The organism is Streptomyces sp. NPDC056948 (assembly GCF_042674225.1).
Classification (GTDB): domain Bacteria; phylum Actinomycetota; class Actinomycetes; order Streptomycetales; family Streptomycetaceae; genus Streptomyces; species Streptomyces purpurascens.
On sequence record NZ_JBHUQX010000169.1, the window covers coordinates 1 to 18,447 of the forward strand.

Annotated in this window: 22 protein-coding genes; 18 read left to right on the plus strand and 4 right to left on the minus strand. The window is 70.6% G+C overall.

All coding sequences use genetic code 11. From position 1 onward, the window contains the following. Positions 1-58: 58 nt before the first annotated feature. Together ACFTZL_RS22200 and ACFTZL_RS22205 are read right to left on the minus strand one after the other, a co-directional pair. Complete coding sequence (locus tag ACFTZL_RS22200) at positions 59-394, minus strand: hypothetical protein (protein WP_382585420.1); 336 nt, start codon at positions 392-394, stop codon at positions 59-61. Next, complete coding sequence (locus ACFTZL_RS22205) at positions 394-699, minus strand: hypothetical protein (protein ID WP_382585423.1); 306 nt, start codon at positions 697-699, stop codon at positions 394-396. The genes ACFTZL_RS22200 and ACFTZL_RS22205 overlap by 1 nt, the downstream gene beginning before the upstream one ends. A 150-nt stretch (positions 700-849) precedes the next feature. Here ACFTZL_RS22205 and ACFTZL_RS22210 point away from each other — a divergent pair, with 150 nt between their 5' ends. From ACFTZL_RS22210 to ACFTZL_RS22245, 8 genes are all read left to right on the plus strand, one after another. Further along, a complete protein-coding gene (locus ACFTZL_RS22210; RefSeq protein WP_382585426.1) occupies positions 850-1,110 on the plus strand; it encodes a GntR family transcriptional regulator in 261 nt (86 codons plus the stop codon). 88 nt (positions 1,111-1,198) lie between these two features. Continuing rightward, complete coding sequence (locus tag ACFTZL_RS22215; RefSeq protein ID WP_382585429.1) at positions 1,199-1,741, plus strand: GntR family transcriptional regulator; 543 nt, start codon at positions 1,199-1,201, stop codon at positions 1,739-1,741. Between the two features lie 368 nt (positions 1,742-2,109). Continuing rightward, positions 2,110-3,963 carry an Hsp70 family protein gene (locus ACFTZL_RS22220; protein WP_382585432.1) on the plus strand — a complete coding sequence of 618 codons (1,854 nt, stop codon included), beginning with the start codon at positions 2,110-2,112 and terminating at the stop codon, positions 3,961-3,963. 3 nt (positions 3,964-3,966) lie between these two features. Next, positions 3,967-4,821: a hypothetical protein gene (locus ACFTZL_RS22225; protein WP_382585435.1), complete on the plus strand. Its 855-nt coding sequence runs from the start codon at positions 3,967-3,969 to the stop codon at positions 4,819-4,821. Between the two features lie 44 nt (positions 4,822-4,865). Then, positions 4,866-5,819 (plus strand): diguanylate cyclase regulator RdcB family protein, encoded by a 954-nt coding sequence (locus ACFTZL_RS22230; protein ID WP_382585438.1) that lies wholly within the window; start codon positions 4,866-4,868, stop codon positions 5,817-5,819. After that, entirely contained in the window at positions 5,816-6,952 is a 1,137-nt protein-coding gene (locus ACFTZL_RS22235; RefSeq protein ID WP_382585441.1) for a patatin-like phospholipase family protein, read from the plus strand. The genes ACFTZL_RS22230 and ACFTZL_RS22235 overlap by 4 nt, the downstream gene beginning before the upstream one ends. Positions 6,953-6,994: 42 nt before the next feature. Beyond that, positions 6,995-7,570 carry a hypothetical protein gene (locus ACFTZL_RS22240; protein WP_382585443.1) on the plus strand — a complete coding sequence of 192 codons (576 nt, stop codon included), beginning with the start codon at positions 6,995-6,997 and terminating at the stop codon, positions 7,568-7,570. 189 nt (positions 7,571-7,759) lie between these two features. Next, entirely contained in the window at positions 7,760-8,437 is a 678-nt protein-coding gene (locus tag ACFTZL_RS22245; protein WP_382585446.1) for an HNH endonuclease family protein, read from the plus strand. Between the two features lie 60 nt (positions 8,438-8,497). Here ACFTZL_RS22245 and ACFTZL_RS22250 read toward each other — a convergent pair whose 3' ends face one another. Continuing rightward, positions 8,498-9,577 (minus strand): CPBP family intramembrane glutamic endopeptidase, encoded by a 1,080-nt coding sequence (locus tag ACFTZL_RS22250; protein WP_382585449.1) that lies wholly within the window; start codon positions 9,575-9,577, stop codon positions 8,498-8,500. A gap of 150 nt (positions 9,578-9,727) precedes the next feature. Then, complete coding sequence (locus tag ACFTZL_RS22255) at positions 9,728-10,285, minus strand: TetR/AcrR family transcriptional regulator (RefSeq protein ID WP_382585451.1); 558 nt, start codon at positions 10,283-10,285, stop codon at positions 9,728-9,730. A 97-nt stretch (positions 10,286-10,382) separates the two neighbouring features. On the opposite strand from ACFTZL_RS22255, the gene ACFTZL_RS22260 reads away from it, so the two are divergent. The 10 genes from ACFTZL_RS22260 to ACFTZL_RS22305 form a co-directional block, all read left to right on the plus strand. Continuing rightward, positions 10,383-10,991, plus strand: coding sequence for a DUF2867 domain-containing protein (locus ACFTZL_RS22260; RefSeq protein WP_382585454.1), 609 nt, complete (start codon positions 10,383-10,385; stop codon positions 10,989-10,991). 51 nt (positions 10,992-11,042) lie between these two features. Further along, on the plus strand, positions 11,043-11,300 hold the full coding sequence (locus tag ACFTZL_RS22265; protein ID WP_382585457.1) for a hypothetical protein: 258 nt from the start codon (positions 11,043-11,045) through the stop codon (positions 11,298-11,300). A 701-nt stretch (positions 11,301-12,001) separates the two neighbouring features. Continuing rightward, positions 12,002-13,267: a nucleotide sugar dehydrogenase gene (locus tag ACFTZL_RS22270; protein WP_382585459.1), complete on the plus strand. Its 1,266-nt coding sequence runs from the start codon at positions 12,002-12,004 to the stop codon at positions 13,265-13,267. A 41-nt stretch (positions 13,268-13,308) separates the two neighbouring features. Beyond that, complete coding sequence (locus ACFTZL_RS22275) at positions 13,309-13,482, plus strand: hypothetical protein (protein WP_382585462.1); 174 nt, start codon at positions 13,309-13,311, stop codon at positions 13,480-13,482. Positions 13,483-13,523: 41 nt separating this feature from the next. After that, positions 13,524-14,810 carry a glycosyltransferase gene (locus tag ACFTZL_RS22280; protein WP_382585464.1) on the plus strand — a complete coding sequence of 429 codons (1,287 nt, stop codon included), beginning with the start codon at positions 13,524-13,526 and terminating at the stop codon, positions 14,808-14,810. A 99-nt stretch (positions 14,811-14,909) separates the two neighbouring features. Next, entirely contained in the window at positions 14,910-15,491 is a 582-nt protein-coding gene (locus ACFTZL_RS22285; protein WP_382585466.1) for a dihydrofolate reductase family protein, read from the plus strand. Positions 15,492-15,514: 23 nt separating this feature from the next. Continuing rightward, positions 15,515-16,069, plus strand: a complete 555-nt coding sequence (locus ACFTZL_RS22290; protein ID WP_382585469.1) for a dihydrofolate reductase family protein — start codon at positions 15,515-15,517, stop codon at positions 16,067-16,069. A 198-nt stretch (positions 16,070-16,267) separates the two neighbouring features. After that, complete coding sequence (locus ACFTZL_RS22295; RefSeq protein WP_382585472.1) at positions 16,268-16,531, plus strand: hypothetical protein; 264 nt, start codon at positions 16,268-16,270, stop codon at positions 16,529-16,531. Positions 16,532-16,642: 111 nt separating this feature from the next. Then, positions 16,643-18,058, plus strand: coding sequence for an FG-GAP-like repeat-containing protein (locus ACFTZL_RS22300; protein ID WP_382585474.1), 1,416 nt, complete (start codon positions 16,643-16,645; stop codon positions 18,056-18,058). 44 nt (positions 18,059-18,102) lie between these two features. Beyond that, a partial coding sequence (locus tag ACFTZL_RS22305; RefSeq protein ID WP_382585477.1) for an integrin alpha occupies positions 18,103-18,447 on the plus strand: 345 nt, incomplete at its 3' end.

Consider the following 18,447-nt stretch of genomic DNA (forward strand, 5'->3'; position numbering starts at 1 on the left):
ACGGGCAGGGGGCGTCGGTGTTTTACGGCCTACTCGCCCGGAGCGGCAACGGCGAGGCTCATGGGACTGTCCGCCCCGCAGGTCCACCGCCCCGCTGCCCCCTGCACTCGGCGACGCGAAGGGTGTCACGCAGGGCTTCGGTCAAGCGCTCGGCGAGAAAGCGGAGTTGTGTCTCGGTGGCATTCGGGAGCATGTCGTCCGCGTGGGCGAGAAGTTGAGCACCCATGGTGAGCTGCGTTTCTTCCGTGATGTCGGCCAAGCGGGACAGGCGCCCTCCACACGCGTCAGTGATCAGGTAGCTCGACTTGCCCTCGAGGGTCGACCACGGCAGGAGACGCGCTGCGCGCAAGGGCTCCACCGCCTTCGACTCCGGCGATTCGGCTTCCTCGGCCATCAGGCGACCTCGGTCCCCTCATGCCAGTAGGGCCCCGGCATGTCCGGCCTCAGGATCGCCATGGCCAGTTCGCGACGGCGTTGGCGTTGCTCGTGGGCGACCAGGTAGGGGCGTACGGCGACGGTCGCGGTGCCGTCGAGGGCTGTGCCCGTCCCGTACGGGCTGCGGTGAGCGGGAAGTGGAGCCCACTCCGGGGAGGTGGCGGCGGACCAGGATCGTGGTGGGTGAGCGGGGCGGCAGCGCCCGCTGCGAGGGACGGCCAAGAGGCCCGCCCACGTGAGGAAACGGCAGATAAGGTCGGTCACGTCATCAGCTCCGTTCGACTGTGGCTGGTGGCCATGCCCCCGGACGGCTCCACCCGTCGCGGGGGTCTCCGCGTTCAGCACTTCTCGATCGCGGTCTACCGCAGTCTACTGCGGTCGCGCGGTCTACCGCAGAGTTTTAGCGTCCACTGCATGAGTCCCGAGCTTGATCGCACGCGCCCTGTCTGGCGGCAGGTGGCAGCAGCCATCGCCGACCGCATCGCCGAGGGGGCGTATCCCGTAGGCAGTCGGGTGCCGTCCGTCGTCGAGCTCTCCACCGAGTTCGGAATCGCCGCCTCGACCGCACAGAAGGCCCTGCCCCACCTCAAGACGGAAGGACTCATCCGCGCCGAGGTCGGCCTGGGCTCGTTCGTCGCGGAGCGCCCCGAGGAGCCCTCGGACGACGGAGCGTAGCCAGAGACCGCCACGCGCGGCCGGGCCCCTGTCTCTACGTTGCTGCTGAACAAGCCTGTTGGCATCTTCAGCTGTACCGGAGGGCACCGTGAGCGCGAGTAAGTGGATCAGCACGTCGATGCCGTACCTGACGCCGCGCGAGCGAGATCAGGGCGATGCCTGGAGCGCTGACGCGGCGGCTCAGGGGCGACGCGGCTCGCAGCGCATCGTGCATGCCGGGGAGGTGCCCGCACCCGCCGAGGTCGCGGTGCTGCTCGGCATCGCGGACGGAGAACCCGTCGTCGTACGGCGCCGCCTGATCCTCCTCGACGACGAGCCGAACGAACTGACCGACACCTACTACCCGGTCGGCGTCGCCCGGGGCACCGCGCTCGCCGGTACGGCCAAGATCCGCGGCGGAGCCGTCACGCTGCTCGCCGAGCTGGGTCATGTCGGCGCGCTGGTAAGGGAGGACGTGACGGCTGGCCTGCCCGAGGAAGAGGAACAGCGAGCCCTGCGGCTGACGCCGACGGAACCCGTCCTGCGCCTCACCCGGCTCACCCTGGACCGCGACGACCGGCCGATCCAGGTGGACCGCATGGTGATGCCCGCCCGGTGCCAGCAGTTGCGCTACGAGATCAGGATCGGGTGACCGGGCCCCAGGCCGAACCGGAATCTTTCGTACGACTGTCGCATTCGCCTTCGCTTCCGTCCTTGATGACACGACTGGCCTTGACGGGCTGACATAGGCACCGGCGAAAGATACTGACCAGCAAATTGACTCATTCGAACAGAATCGCTCGGACCGAGCGGCGTCACATTCGGAATTCCTGCCGGGACGACTCCGCTGGATCTCCCGACTGACAACATTGTTATGTGTTTTCACAGCGGCCCCGTGGGAATGAAGAACGCGTTGAATCGGCCACTCTGCAGGCCGGTTCGCGCGTACGAGGGTGGGGACCGGAGCGCGTCGAGTCTTCTTGTCCCCTGCCCGCATCCGGTCTGAGGGGGAGGGCTGGGTTGAGCCATTCACCGTCCGTCAGCGCGTTCGTGCCCAAGGTCGTCGCTGCCATCGACTTCGGAACACATGGCTCCGGATTCGCCTGGGCGACTGTTTCGAATCTGCAGAACATGATCAACAACCGCTACATCGTCTACCAGGACTTCGTACCCCGCGGCGGCAGCAGTTCCTATCCGAAGGATCTGACGGCCGTCCTGGTGGATCAGTACGGAACGGCCGTTGAGTTCGGATTCGAGGCTCGCAAACGCTGGCAGACCGAACTCAGCCGGGGAAATCCGAGCCGTCTCGGATACGCCACCAGGTTCAAGATGGCGCTGCGGTCCGACGCCCCGCGGGTCGACGTACCGCGCTTCCTCGGCAGCCTCGCCGGGGCCGACCGTCAGACGGTGCGGGGGTTGATCGCGGACTGTCTCGGCAAGCTGTACCGGACAGCCCTCCAGGAGATCAAGGCGACCAGCTACCGCGGTATCGGATTCACAGAGGACGACATCCGCTGGTGCATCACGGTACCCGCGATCTGGACGGACTCCGAGAAACAGGCGATGCGTTACGCCGCGGCACAAGCCGGCATGCCCGCCGACGCGGAACGGCTGCTGCTCGTCAGCGAGCCGGAGGCGGCGGCCGTCTACTGCGCGCTCACCCCTGGCACCCTGCTCGGTCCGACGCGGCCCGAAGGCCGTCTCGAGGTCGCGACGGCCGGCAGCCGCTTCATGGTGGTCGACTGCGGCGGCGGCACCGTCGACATCACCAGTTACCAGATCCGCCCGGAAGGCGTCGGCTCCAACCGGCTGGCCGAGATCGGAATCGCGGACGGCGGCCCACTGGGATCGGCCTACATCAACCAGCACTTCGTCGAGCACGTGCTCGCAGACCGCTTCGGCGTCGAGCAGTTGAAGGCACTGACGGTTTCCCACCCTCGGGAGATCGCCATGCTGGAGGACCGCTGGGAGGAGCAGAAGCTCGGCCTGCACTCCGAGACGGACCCCGACGGCACACCCGCCCTCACCAGCCCCTGCGACATCGAAGTACCCGGCCGGCTCTGGGAGGCACTCACGGAGTCCACCAGGGAGCGGCTGACGGAGCTGGCCTTCGACGACCCCTATCACCTCGTCCTGACCCCTGAGGAGGTCACCGCGCTCCACGACTCGGTGGTCGAGCCGGTTCTGGACACGATCGAACGGCAGTGCCGGATCGTCCTCGACGGCGGCCCCGTCAAAGGCGTGGGCCAGATCCTCATCGTCGGCGGATTCGCCCGCTCCACCTATCTGCGGGACCGGATCGCCCACCGGTTCGGCGGCGAGATCAAGGTAGTGATCCCGCAGGATCCCGCGGTCGCCGTCCTCGGCGGGGCCGTGCACTTCGCCTACGACCCGTCCGTCATCTGGGGACGCCGCTCGAAGTACACCTATGGCTTCGCGTGCTCCATGCCCTTCCGCAACGAGGTGGACCCGGTGGACAAGCGCTTCACCGACGATGAAGGGGACGTGAGGTGCAACCGGCGATTCCGCGTCATGGTGCGGCGCGGCGACCTGGTCCCCGTCGACCGGGTCGTCGAGGCCAACCTCAGGGTGACGGAACGCAACGTCCGCACCTTCGACATCCCTCTGCTCGCGACCTTCAGCGACGATCCGCAGTACACCGACGAGGAGGGCTGTGAACGTGTGGGGACGGTCACCGCAGATGTGTCCGGCTCCGTGAACCTGCCGTCGTCCAAACGAAAGCTCGACATCTACTACGCGTTCGGCGGCTCGGAGATCGCCGTGGAGACCCGCGACCGAGTCAGTGGCACGCGTCGCAAGGCCACGATCACGTTCACGGAACTGTACGGACGGCACGGCAAGGCAGGTGGGTGATTCATGGACCGGAGCACATACGGCTTCGACTCCGAAGACCGAGAGCACGACGAGTTCATGGAACCGGGCTCCCCGCGTGGGTGGGGAGCGGGCAAGAAGGACAAGAACCAGCGCGACACCGCTGCCTGGTGCCGGTGGCTGCGCGAGCAGGTCGCCGAGGACATCAAGCGGCAGACCGAGGCCCTTACCACGCGGACGGACGCAAGGACGGAAGCCCTGCTTCGCCGCGTGGACGGCCTCGGCGAGCGGCTCGACGCGGTGGCACGCAACGTCGAGTTGCTTCTGGACGCCCTGCGCGACCAGGGAGTGCGCGACGCGATCGACGCGGGCCGCGCCACCTCCGACGTCCATCGCCGTCACCTCGAACTCGCCCAGACGTACCGGACTCTGGTGACGCAGGCCCTGCGCGACCTGGGACGCCTGCTGTGCCCCAAGGACGGGGACGAAGGACGCACGGAGCTGGCGCGGCGTCGCGCCCAGGCCGTCGCGCACCTCGTCGTGCTCCTGTTCCAGCCGCTCGACCAGCCGATGTCCAGCACCCCGGAAGAGATCGTCGCCCGGCTGCGCGCGCTCGGTCTGGCCACCGAGGGAACGCAGTTCCGGGGCCAGTTCGCCGCCGTCTTCCGGAGGGCGGCGGAACTGCGAGAGGGCATGGCGGGCCTTGCGCTCACCGCCGAACTCGACTTCGCCGTCGACCTGACGGGCCTGCCGGCGGACCACTACCAGCCCTGGGAACAGCAGCAGGCCGACGACGTTCAACCGGAGTTCCTGATCGCTCCCGCGTACGTCGTGGGCGGCGACCGGCCACAGAGGCTCAGCCGGCCGATCGTGTTCGTGACGCCGACGGGCCGCCCGTGAACCGGCCGTTGAACCCGCGCGAAGTCGCCCGAGGTGTCCCGCTGGTGGACGACCGACTGCTCCTCGAACTGCTCAACGACCTGCACACCGCGGACGATCTCGTGCGGGCCACGGTACGCCAGGGGTTCTTCGCCAGACTGCTGGGCCAGGTCACCGGGCGCCGCCGCAGACAGGACCTCGCCGTCACCGGCGCCCTGGTCGGCTCTCAACGCGACACCCTGGCCTGGCTGTCCAGCCTCACCGCACGGCTCGCGGTCACCGACCTGGTCGTCGCCGAGGTCACCGACGAGGTGTCCCGGGTCCGCGAGGACGTGAAGGAACTCGACAGCCGCCTGGAGTGGGCCGAGGGCGACATCCGCGAACTCGCCCTCGTGCTGGCGCAACTCGCCGAACAGACCGGGCGCGGGCTGGCCGAGCACGACGAGCGGCTGCGCAAGGTCGAGAGCAGGCTCGCCATCGACGACGCGGTTCGACGCTGGCGCCATCCTCGCCCCGATCCGGGACTGGGCCGCCTCTTCGGGGCCGTACTCCTGGCCCGGGAGGTCGCCGCCGGCCCCGCCGGAGAGTTCTCCGACACCGAACGCGGCGCCCAGGTCGAGCAGGAGCTGGTCGACCGCATGCTTCAGGACCCGCCGACACCGTGGTTCGACGGCGTCAGATCCGTGACCGGCCTGCTGGCCGAGGCCACCCGCCAGCTACCCGGCGACGACCACAGGGCCATGTTGGCCGAACTGCTGGGGGAGGGGCTGCGGGAGGACCTGACCGGTGCGCGCGGGCCTCTGAGCACCGCGCTCAGCACAGCGGCGGCGACCACGGTGCGGGGCGCGGACCCCGACGCCGTGGCGAGAACGGCGCTGCGCGGCGCGGTCCGCAACGGCACCCGCTACGTCGCCGCCAGCCTGACGGCGGAGGAACTGCTGCGGCAACTGGTCGGAGAGCAGTTCGCGGAGGCGGCCGCGCGCCGCTCCCGGCTCCAGAAGGCGAGGAGCGCCTCATGACCGGCTCCGCGGACTTCACCGACCTCGGACGCAAGGCCCTGGAGGTGGCCCGGCGCCCGGGAGTTCCGCACCAGGGCCCGGGGACCTCGCACCAGGACCCGCCCCCCGGTCCGGTCGGCCGATCCCGGGCGCCGGACACCCCGCACACCTCCGTGCGCATCGGGCTGGTGCTGGCCGGCGGCGGGGCCAAGGGCGCCTACGAACTCGGAGTTCTGGACTACATGGCGGAGCGAGGCGCCCGCGTGTCCGCGATCGCCGGCACCAGCATCGGTGCCCTCAACGGCGCCGTGCTGGCCAGCGAGGAGTCCCTCTTCCACGGCGTCGAACGGCTGGCCACGTTCTGGGAACGCTTCTCCGTCCGCATGGGGGTCGCACCGTCCGAGGCCCGGGGGCTGCCGCTGGACGAGGCCGGAGTCGCCATGGAGAGCACGGCACGCCAGATACGGCGTCTGGGCCCGCGCCTGCGGGCTCTCAAGCAGCGGACCGCCCTGCTCGAAGAACTGATCGACGAGGCCGTGGACGCCGAACGCATCCGTGCCGGGCTGCCCCTGTGGGTCACCGCCTATCCCCTGGCGGGCCACCATGCCGTGCCCCAGCGGCTGCGGCACCTGAGGGAGATCGGCCGGTGGATGGGCGGTGCCCGGGCCACCATCATCCGGCTCAACGACCTGGCCGCACCGCAGGTCCGCGAGGCGGTCCTGGCCAGCGCCGCGCTCCCGTTCGTCTTCCCGACCCGAGTGATCGACGGATGCGCCTACCTCGACGGCGGCCTGGGCCGCGGTGACCGCACCCCCGTGCGCGCGTTCGCATCGGAGGAGCACTGCGACATCCTCGTCGTCCTGCACCTGCATCCCGATGCCCGGGTGGCGCCGGGCGCTGCGACCGGCCTCGTCCGCGTCGACATCCGGCCGAGCCTCCCGGTCGTCCCGCCGGGCCCGCTCGGGCCGCTGACCGGTCTGATGAACTTCTCGCCCGATCGCGTAGCCGCCCTGCGCGCCCTCGGCTACCGCGACGCGGCCGACCGCTTCGACGAGACCGAGCGGCTGCTGGGACGCCGAGGCGCCCTCGATGAAGCCGAGTCCGCGATGCTCTCCGCCCTGGAGCGGCTGAGGGGCGCATCACCGACGCCGTGAAGCGCGCGTGCCGAGGAACCGCCGATCGCCGAAGGAGCCGCGTTGTCCGACCGCCTGCACGTGCTCACCGCCATCTACCAGTCCGACCGTGCCGACCGCTCCAGCACCCTCACCGTCAGCCTCGCCACCATGGGTGCCGCCGTCACCTACCTCGTGGGCACGATCGCCTTCTACGACAAGCTCGACCTGCTGGGCTGGACCATCAGCCTGCTGCCGTTCCCCCTGATCTGCGTCCTGGCCTTCCAGGCCCAGATGGTCAACCTGGCCGCCGTCCGGGCCCGCTCCATCCTCACCCTCGAGAAGGCGCTCCTGGACGCGGTGGAGCCTCCGAGCGGTCCCCACCTGGACCGCGCCGTCCTCGGCGTCACCGCCAGTGAACGGGCCTCCAACCCGCACACGGCCGCCCGCCGGCAGCGCGCCGCGACCCTCATCGCCTACCTGGGCGTCGGTCTCATCGACGTGTTCTACATCGTTCTGATGCTGGTCAAGGCCGCCCCGCATCTCTCAGCCTGGGTCACCGTCCCCGCCACCGTGTACGGCGCGCTCCTCATCCTCGTGGCCCTGGCCTGGCACCACAGCGTCGCCAACCTCGACTTCCACGCGGTCGGCGGCCCCTGACCCACACCCGGTGCCCGGCCGGCGCCGGGCGAGACCTGTCCCTGGCTCACCGAGGTGGCCAAGCACGGCGCAGACACCCCCCATCGGGCGACCCATAGAACACCTGCCCGGTGAACCCACGCATCCATATGGCGCATTCGTTCGAGTCGAGCCCCTCGAACGAGGTACGCGCAATCGATTCTGCGATGCGTGATCAAAAACCTCAGGCGGGCCGCGCTCGCGGCCGCACTCGTTGTCCTTCCCCTGCTGGCCCCCAGTCCGGCCCAGGCGCACGGCCGGGCAGCCGAGCCGCGCACGCTCCCGATGGCGACCGCAGTCGGCGTCCTGCCTCTCGCGGAGGAGGTGCGGGAGGGCTACCAGCGCACGAGCTTCCGGCACTGGAACGCGGGCCAGAACCCCACCGACGGCTGCAACACGCGCGCGGAGGTGCTCATCTCCGAGGCGGTCGACCCGCCCGAGGTCCTCGCCGGTTGCAGGCTCTCCGGCGGGCGATGGTGGTCGTACTACGACGCCCGGTGGGTGACCGAGGCCGGCTCCCTGGACGTCGACCACATGGTGCCGCTCGCCGAGGCCTGGGATTCCGGGGCTTCGCAGTGGACCGCCCAGCGGCGTGAGGCGTACGCCAACGACCTCGACGCCCTGACCTCCCTCATCGCGGTCACCGCGGCCTCGAACCGCAGCAAGGCCGACAAGGATCCGGCCGAGTGGCTGCCGCCGGCCGCCGGTGTCACGTGCCGGTACACCTCGGAGTGGGTCGCGACCAAGCTCCGCTGGGGCCTCAGTGCCGACACCGTCGAGTTCGAGGCACTCACCCGGCTCGCGCAGGACTGCCCCGACACCACCGTGACGTTCGATCCCGCGCCGTAGGACCGTTGTCCCGCCTCGGCGACGGGGCGGGGCCACCAGCCCGTTCGGGCTGCCCCGAGGCTACGGCCCTGGAGCGGGCGGTACGTCTCCATGAGGTGCGGTGCCAGTGCCCGGCGGGGTGACGCCGCCCGGGACGCCGTAGGGGTGGTGGCCGGGCATGGCCCCGTACGGCATGCCGTACGAGGGGTATGGGGCGTAGGGCGGGTGCGGGGCGGGCGGGGGCATCGGCGGGGCGAGGCGCTGCGGGTGGTGGCGTCGGGCGAGCCACAGCACGAGCGCCGCGTACATCAGGGTCGTCGCCATGTCCGCGAGGGCGAGTGACCAGGGCGAGTCCGCCGCGGTCTCGTCGGACGTCAGGCCGTCGACGACCGCGGCGAGGGTGCCGAAGGCCACCAGGTTGTTCAGGGCGTGCAGGGCGATGGCTGCCTCCAGGCCACCGGTACGGATGGTCAGCCACGCCGCGACCACACCGAAGACCAGCAGGCTGGTGAAGCCCCACCCAGTGCCCCAGCCATGGGCGGCGGCGAACAGCACGGCCTGCGGGAGCACGGCGAACCAGGGAGAACGGGCGAACGCACCGACCGCCTGCGTCAGCCAGCCCCGGAAGACGTACTCCTCGGCGGCGGCCTGCACCGGGACGAAGACGGCCAGCACGCCCAGGGACGTGAGGAACGACCCCCAGCCCACCCACACCGCGGATTCCCCCGAGCCGGACTCGCCCTCGGGCAGGAGGAAAGCGGTCCCCGTCAGCACGGCCACAGGGAGCACCGCGGCCAGCAGACACCACCCCAGCCAGCGCCACCGCAGCCGTCCGGCAACCGACGAGACGGTGCCGACCGGTCGCCGCCCCGGCCACAACACGGCCAGCAGAACCAGCGGCAGGGCGATGGCGATGGACGTCAGATCCATCGCCGTGTTGCCGAGCGGCCCCAAGTCCGGTCCACCATCGGGGAGTTCGCGGGTATCGGCCAACGCGCCGAAGACGTAGGTGACGGCGACCAGCAGGAGGACGACTATGAGATAGGCGCCGAAGAACAGCACAGTGCCGACCAAGGGCCGCCACCAGCGGTGACGGCCCGTGAGGTGGCCCAGGCGGTGATAGGGGAGGCCGTCGGGGCCCGGTGGTATAGCGGTCGTCATGATCGACAGCTTCCCAAACGGGGCGCGCCCCGGGCGTCCGCCCGCAGCAGGAGCGGCCGCTCGGTCTCAGGGGGGATGCTCCGGAGCCACCAGGACGTCATCGGCGGCGTCGCCTTTCGCACACCCCTGGTGCTTCTCGGCCGAGACCGCTCAGCCCAACAGCCGGTTCCTGACCGCGGCGAGGACTTCCGTGCGGCTGCGCGGGCCGTTGTCGGCTGCGATGAGGTGGTCGCCGATGCGCAGCGAGAAGGTGATCAGACAGCGGGCCTCGACATCGCCCTCGTCGGGGCAGAAGGCCCCGTAGAGCTCGCGCAGATAGTCCATGCGCCGGTTGTCGGCCCGGCGGAGGCAACGCGCGACGCCTTCGTCACGCCGGGCCCAGTCGCGGATCGCGAGCTCGACCCCGGCGCTGGTCACGCGCGTCTCGCCCGACCCCACGAAGTCGAAGAGACGCCCGAGCCGCTCGCGGGCGTCACCCCCGTCGCGCTCGATCCGCTCGATGACATCCTCGGTGACCCCGCGCTCCCAGGTGTCGAGCATCTCCTCCAGCAGGTCGGCACGGTTGCGGAAGTAGCCGTAGAAACCGCCCTTGCTGACGCCGAGCGCCCGAGCGAGGACCTCGACCCGGACAGCCTCGGGGCCGCCGGCGGCAAGCGCCCGCAGCCCCTCCTCGATCCACTTGTCCCGCGGCGTACGGATCGCGCCCATACCGTGCCTCCCCCTCACATGTCGCGGCCCAGTATACGGAGCCGTATAGATGGGTCTATGCTCGATCTATACGCCACCGTATAGACAAGGATCCGCCATGAGCGATCTGCGCCTTCCCTCAACCGACCACACCTCCCGCCCCTGGCGGATCCACGAGATCGCAGGCGACTTCCGGCTCGAGGATCTGTGGGCGCTGCCGACGCCGGGCGGCCCGGACGACCTGCACCACCTGGTCCGGCAGATGGCGGACGGCGAGGACGGTCCGGACGCCGGCAACCCCGTGGGCCGCTTCCTTTTCGCCGTGCGGTGGAAGCTCGGCGCACTGCTCGGCTGGGACAAGCCGGACTCGGGCGTCGGCGGCAGGGTGGCGACGCTGCGCGACCGGCTGCCGGACGACCTGCGCGAGGGGCCGCAGGGGCCCGACCTCAGCGCGGCGCCCTTCACATCGGTCTTCCAGACACACGACGAGTGGGCCGCCGAGTACGCCAACAAGACCATGCACGGGGTGATGCACATCGGCTGGGTCTCCGACGGGAACGGCGGCTACCGCGGCCAGATGGCCGTCCTGGTGAAGCCCAACGGCCGCCTCGGCTCCCTGTACATGCTCGGCATCAAACCGTTCCGGTACCTGGGGGTGTACCCGGCCCTGATGCGATCGATCGGCCGGGAGTGGCAGGAGAACACGGCGCGCCGAACGGCAGGCTGACAGCTCCCTCCCCTGCAACCCAGGCTCCGCCCAAGGGCCGGGAGAAGCGACATGAGGCGTACGACGCCCCCCGGTCGCCCCTCGGTCGGCGGCTTTCGACCGGGCGGGAGCGGATCGACTGGCGGGCGGGCGCGGCTGGTCGAGCTGGATCCGAGGAACGTCGAAGTGGCCGCCGGTGCCGCCCGGGCGGCCGCGCTGCGCGATGTCGAGGCCGTCGTCGCCGACGCCGCCCTGCTCGATCACTACGACGGCATGGCGCCGGCCGATCTCGTGCCGCGTGGGCTACGACAAGCTCCAGGCCTGACCTGAGGTCACGTCCGGCGGCAGAACGGTCCGGAGAGCCGCGCTCTGTCCGGCCGCCTCCGCGGGAATCCGGCCGCCCCCGCGGAAAGCGAACCGCGTGGCCCCACCCTTCACCGTCACGACACCGGCCTCCGCACCGACGGCCGGGCTTCATCGATGGCCAAGAGTGAGGCCTGCCGGCGCCGGGCGCGCCCCCATCGCCTCTGCCTGGGCGAACCCTGGGTAACCGGCGATGGTCCGGAGATGTGGCGTGGGGGCGCATTAGGGGGCGCGCAGGATTCGCGAGTGCATTCGCGCGGACGCCGTTCCCAGCACACACGCCGTCCGGGAAATGTGAAGATCCCCTCTCCGCCTCCAGCAGTCCCGGCCACCCGCCACACCCCCTTGCGCCAGCAACAACAGGTCCGACGAAGAGTCACTTGACCAGGCATCACCCCTCAATGACCGGCACCCCCACCGCACTTCACAGGTATCGAATCAGTAAAGAGGGTTCCGCCTAGCGAATTCTTGTTGAACTATGAAGGTCCACAAATGAGGGGGGTTTGTGAAGATCGCTGGTTGCGCTTCGCGCACGTGCGGGCAAGGGGGCCCGGACAAGCCGGCGATGCGGTGATGGTGCCGTTCCCACACCGCTTCTCACGCAGTACCACGCCACGGCCGCCTGCTTCAGGAACAGGCGGCCGTACTTCAGGGGTGAGGAAACCACCATGCACATATGTGTGCTGGGGCAGGGCTATGTCGGCCTGCCCCTGGCCGTGAGGGCCGCCGAGGCCGGTCACAGCGCGACCGGCTACGAACCCGACCGGTCGCGTTGCGAGAGGCTGGCCGCCGGATCGTCGTACGTCGAGGACATCGAGTCCAGCCGCCTTCAGGCGGTGCTGGGTTCGGGCGGCTACACCGCCACCTCGGACCCGCAGGACCTCAAGGGCTTCGATGTCGCGGTCATCACCGTGCCCACTCCGCTGACCGACCGCGCACCGGACCTCAGCTGCGTCCGGGACGCCGGCCGCGTGCTGTCCGCGTGGATCGAGCCGGGCGCCACCGTCGTACTCGAGTCGACCACGCACCCCGGCACCACCCGTGACGTGCTCGTCCCGCTGCTGGAGGAGGGCTCCGGCCTCGTCGCCGGGCGCGACTTCCACGTCGGGTTCAGCCCCGAGCGCATCGACCCGGGCAACGCCGACTGGCGGCTGGAGAACACACCGAAGATCGTCGCCGGGCTGACGGACGACTGTCTACGGCACGTGAAGGCCTTCTACGACTCGGTCACCGACGTCACCGTGCCGGCCTCCGGGCTGGAGGAGGCCGAGCTGGCCAAGGTGTTCGAGAACACCTACCGGCACGTCAACATCGCCCTGGTCAACGAGCTTTCCCGGATGGCCCACACCCTGGGCGTCGATGTGTGGCACACCCTTGAGCTGGCGGCGACCAAGCCCTTCGGCTTCACCAAGTTCCTGCCCGGGCCCGGCGTCGGCGGACACTGCCTGCCCATCGACCCGGTGTACCTCAGCCACCACGTCAAGGCACGGCACGGACAGACCTTCCGGCTCATCGAACTGGCCCAGGACATCAACGAGTCCCAGCCCGACTACGTCGTACGCCGCCTCCAGGACTCCCTGAGCCGCCGCTTCCGCCGCAGCGTGCACGGGGCGCGCATCCTGGCGCTGGGGGCCGCGTACAAGCCGGGCACGTCGGACGCCCGCCAGTCGCCGGCCGTCGAGGTCACCGACCGGCTGCGGGCGATGGGCGCGGACGTCACCGTCGTAGACCCCTATCTGCCGGTGGCGGACGGGAATTGCCGGGAGATTCCCTTCACCGCGGCGGACGGCGGCACGCGCCTCGCCGACTACGACGCCGTCGTCCTGCTCACCCCGCACGGCGAGTTCGACCTCGTACGACTCGCCGCCGAGGCCGCCTACGTCCTCGACACCCGTGGCGTCATGACCGCCGCACCCCACATCGAACGGCTCTGACGAGAGCCACCCGGATAGCCACAGAGGAAAGAGAGAAAGACATGTACGGACAGAACGGTGTGGGCGCGGCGATCGGTACCGCCACCGGTGGAGCCGCCCTGGCGGCCACGGGCGGTACGGCTCTGGGATGGATCGTGCTGGGGGCCATGCTCTTCGTGATCGGCGGTGTGGTGGTGTTCCGCACGGCCACCCGCGGCAAGCGAGTGACCGCTTGAGCACCTCGCACACCCGCGCGTCACGGGGCAGATTCACCGCGGTGACCGCCGTGGTGGTGACGGCTCTCGCCGCTGCCACCGTGGTGGTGCACCTCCAGTCGAAGAGCCCGATCCTGACGTTCTACTGGTGGCTGGGCATGCTGGTCATCGTGCTCTGCCTGGTCTCGTTCCTGAAGGGCCGGTCCTTCACCCACCTCCCGGTGGCTCCGGGCCGCACGGTGGCGATCATCCCGGCCTTCGAGGAGCCCACGCAGAACCTGCACCGCACGGTGCGGTCACTGCTGGCCCAGACGCATCCGGTCGACGAGATCCATGTGATCGACGACGGCTCGCGGCAGCACCCGGTGGAGCCCTTCGACCACCCCCGGGTCTTCTGGCACCGGCAGGAGAACAAGGGCAAGCGCGGGGCCCAGGTCACCGTGCTCCGGCACCTTCAGGAGCAGGGCAAGCACTTCGAGTACGTGCTCACCATCGACTCGGACGGTGAGCCCTTCCCGGACGCGCTCGAACAGCAGCTCCGGGCCATGAGCAACCCGCGGATCCAGGCCACCACCGGCATGATCTACGTCCGCAACTTCGAGGAGACCTGGGTCTCCCGGGCCGCGGACATCGACATCGGCACCTCGTGCGTGATGATGCGCTCCTCGCGCTCCAAGCTCGGAGCCCTGGAGACGACCTCGGGCGCCCTGGCTCTCTACCGGGCCGAGTTGCTCTACGACCACCTGGACGCCTACGAGGTGGAGTGCGGCACCGGCGACGACCGCTGGCTGGCGCTGCGGGCACTCATGCGCGGTGAGGTCGTGGCCGTCAACGAGGCCGGCGTGGTCACCGACATGCCGACGACGCTGCGGAAGACCTACCGTCAGCGTCTGCGCTGGGCCCGGTCGTGGTGGTGGATGCTGCCGTTCGTGTTCGCACGGCTGTCGCCGAAGCAGCTCATATCGCCGACCTTCGGGCTGCTCCAGCTCGTCATCACCCCGGTGATGCTGGCCTGGACCGTCGTCATGACGCTCCTGACCCTGGGCGGCCGGTACCACAACCCCGGCGTGGCCCTGGTGTATCTCGCCGTGTACCTGGTGGTCCGGTACGGCCAGTCGGGGCTGTACGTCCTCATGCGGCCGGACATGACCGCGCGTCAGCGGTGGCGCTCCTGGCTCGTCGGCACCCCGACGTCGGTGTTCATGAACATCGTGCTGCTGTGCCCGACCCGCTACTGGGCCCTGTTCAAGCTCCGCGACAACGCGTGGCAGTCGCGCGGGCTGACGGCGAAGACGGCCCTGCCGAAGGGTCGGCATCGCGGCGGCTCGAAGCAGCCGCTGAACGTGTGACCCCTCCCCTGTCCCGAGCCCGGGCGATGAGCTCCGGGCTCGGGGCAGGTCTATGCATACGGAAGGGCCGCCCCGGCCCCCGGGCGCATGGGAGATGCGATGGGCAGCGTGATCATGCACAACGTCGTGTCCGTGGACGGCTTCATCGCCGACGCGGACGATCAGGTCGGGCCCCTCTTCGACTGGTACGGCAACGGCGACACCCCGCTGAATGAATACGCCAGGGTGTCCAAGGTCTCGGCCGATTATCTGAAGCCCACGCTGGCGAAGATCGGGACGCTGGTCGTGGGGCGGCACGTGTTCGATATGACCAACGGGTGGGAGGGGACGCCGCCCGCGGGCGAGCACCTGGTGGTCGTGTCGCATCGGCCCCGGCCCCAGGGCTGGCACCCGGACGCGCCGTTCCACTTCGTCGACGGGGTGGAGGAGGCGGTCGCCAAGGCCAGGGAGCTGACCGGGGAGGACCGCGACGTCGGTGTGGCGGCGGGTGACGTCGGCGGGCAGGCGTTCGCCCTCGGTCTGATCGACGAGGTGGCGATGGACGTCGTACCGGTGGTCTTCGGCTCGGGCAAGCGGTACTTCGGATCGGTCGACGCCCAGCACCTGCTGGAGGACCCGCACACGGGGATCCAGGGCGACCGGGTACTGCACCTGCGCTACCGGGTCCGCAGGCAGCCGTGACCGTCCAGGGGAGGCCGACCGGCATGGATCCGCAGACCGCGGCGGGCAAGGTGCTCTGGCACTTCACCATGTCCCTCGACGGATTCGTCGCGGGCCCGGACCACACGATGGACTGGATGACGGGGGCGACCTTCCGCCCCGGCCTCGTCCGGGAGTACGCCGAGACGACCGGCGCGGTGCTGGGCGGCCGGGCCGGCTGGGACGCGTATCCCGATCCCACGGGGATCTACGGCGGCGCCTGGCAGGGCCCCGTCTTCGTGCTCACGCACCGCCCGGAGGACGCGAAGCCCACGCCGGGCGTGACGTTCCTGAGCTGCGACGTCGCCAAGGCGCTGCGCATCGCCCTGGAGGCCGCCGGCGGCAAGAACGTGGAGGTCTTCTCGCCGAGCATCGGCCGCCAACTCCTCGAGCGCGGGCTGCTCGACGAGATCGACCTGCACATCGCGCCCGTGCTGCTCGGCGACGGGATCCGGCTGTTCGACAACCCGGGGGGTGCGCCCGTACCGCTGGATCTGCTCTCCGGGGAGGACCGCAAGGCCGCGGTGGATGTGCGGTACCGGCCGGTGCGGGCCGGGTGACACAGCGCCTCTGCCTCTAGGCGCCTCCACCTCAAGAATTAACCGAACTCACGTACAACCCTTACGTCTCCACACAGGTCTCCTGATCGCCGACCACCCGTGAACGCCCGCACAACTCCCGGCGAACACGGACGGTCCCGGCACTTCATCGACGGTGGATGCCCGCCAGGCATCCCGCGTGCCGCAGGAGACTCCCGCATGGACCAGCACCGGCGACGCCCGCGGAGGCGTTCGCACCCGCGCCTCGCCCTCGCGACGGCCACCGCCCCGGCCGCGCCGACGGGCGGGTTGCTCATGCCCGCGACCGCCGGCACGGCAACGACCGGCACGGCTACGGCTACGACCGACACGGCTACGGCTACGGCTACGACCGGCAGGGCGACGCCCCCTTCCAGGACGACCGCGACGCCCCGGCGCGCCGCCCGCACGGCCCGGACCGCCCGCACGGCCCACCCCGCCTGACCTCCCGCACGCCCCCGCGACCCCGCGACCCCGCCCTCCTCCACACCGGGAACGGCCCTGCTCTCAGCCCGGCCCCACCTCACCCCTCTCCTCCTCCCCCGGAGCCCCGCCTTGCGCACCCGCACTCTCCTCCTGGCCGCCGGCCTCACCACCGGCCTCCTCACCACCGCCCTCCCCGCCGGCACGGCCGCCGCCGCGCCCTCGGGGCTCGCCGGTGACTTCAACGGCGACGGATACCGGGACGTGGCCATCGGCGCCATGAGCGCCGACGTCGGCTCGGTGCAGAGCGCCGGTGCCGTCGTCGTGCTGTACGGCTCGTCGTCCGGCGTCTCGGCGGCGAAGAAGACCGTGATCACGCAGAACTCCGCGGGCGTCCCCGGCGCCGCCGAGTACGGCGACCGCTTCGGCAACAGCCTCGCCGCCGGTGACCTGGACCGCGACGGCTACTCCGACCTGGTCGTCGGCGCCCAGTACGAGGCGATCGGCGACCGGGACGGCGTCGGCTCGGCCACCGTCATCTGGGGCGGCAAGTCGGGTCTGTCCGGCGGCAAGGGCCTGCCCCAGCCGTCCACCCTCTCCGAGGGGGGCGGCTTCTCCTCCGGCGTCGCGACCGGCGACTTCGACGGCGACGGCGCGACGGACGTGACGATCACCGGCCAGAGCCACACCCGCCTCTACAAGGGCCCCTTCAGCCGTACGACCGGCCCCGCCGGCCACACCGGCATCAGCGAGTTCGGCTCGACGTACGAGGTGTTCGCGGGTGACATGAGCGGCGACGGCGCGGCCGAGCGCGTCTACCCGTTCCTCGTCGACGGCGACGAGGGCGGCGAGATCAGCTACCACCGCTGGACCGGCACCAAGTACGCCCGCACCTACCTGCCGCAGGCCGACGGCGAGAAGGGCACCATCGCCGACGTCAACGGCGACGGCTACGGCGACCTCGTCCTCGGCGACTACCAGGACCCGCGCGCCGAAAGGCCCGGCGGCCACAAGGGCGGCCAGATCACCGTCTGGTACGGCGGCCCCACCGGACCCGACCCGGCGCAGACGCCGACCGTGATCCACCAGGACACCGCGGGCGTGCCCGGCGCCGGTGAGCACGGCGATCTCTTCGGTTCGGCGATCAGCGCGGGCGACGTCAACGGCGACGGCTACGCCGACATCGCGGTCGGCGCCTGGGCCGAGGACATCGGCACGGTCGAGGACGCGGGCTCGGTGACCCTCCTGTTCGGTTCGGCTTCCGGCCTGAGCGGCAAGGGCGCCAAGTCCTGGTCGCAGGACACCGCCGGTGTCCCCGGAAGCAACGAGACGATGGACGCCTTCGGCATGACGGTGCGCCTGGTCGACCTCGACAAGAACGGCAAGGCCGACCTGGTCAGCGGCGCCGGCTACGAGAACGGCTACGGCGCGGTCACCGTCCTGCGCGGCGCCGCCTCCGGCCTGACCACCACGGGGTCGAAGTTCCTCTCGGCCCGCGACGTCTCCCTCAAAGGCGGCTCCGACTTCGCCTGGGCCATCGCTCAGTGACACACGTGATACGCCGTCAGTCTCCTTACCAGGCAAGGAAACCCATGCGTCTGCGCAGCGCCGCTCTCCTCATGGCGGCCCTCACCCCCCTCGCGGCGGTCCTCACCGCACCCGCCGCCCACGCCGCCACCGCCGCCGCCCCGTACGACTTCAACGGCGACGGCCGCACCGACCTGGCGATCGGCGCCCCGGGCGCCACGGTCGCCGGGAAGGCGAAGGCGGGCGCCGTGTCCGTCGTCTACGGCAGCACGAGCGGGCCGAAGAGCTCGACGCGCACGCTCCTCACCCAGGACACCGCCGGGATGCCGGGTGCCGCCGAGGCCGACGACGCCTTCGGCTCCGCCCTCGCCTCCGCGGACCTCGACAGCGACGGTTACGCCGACCTGCTG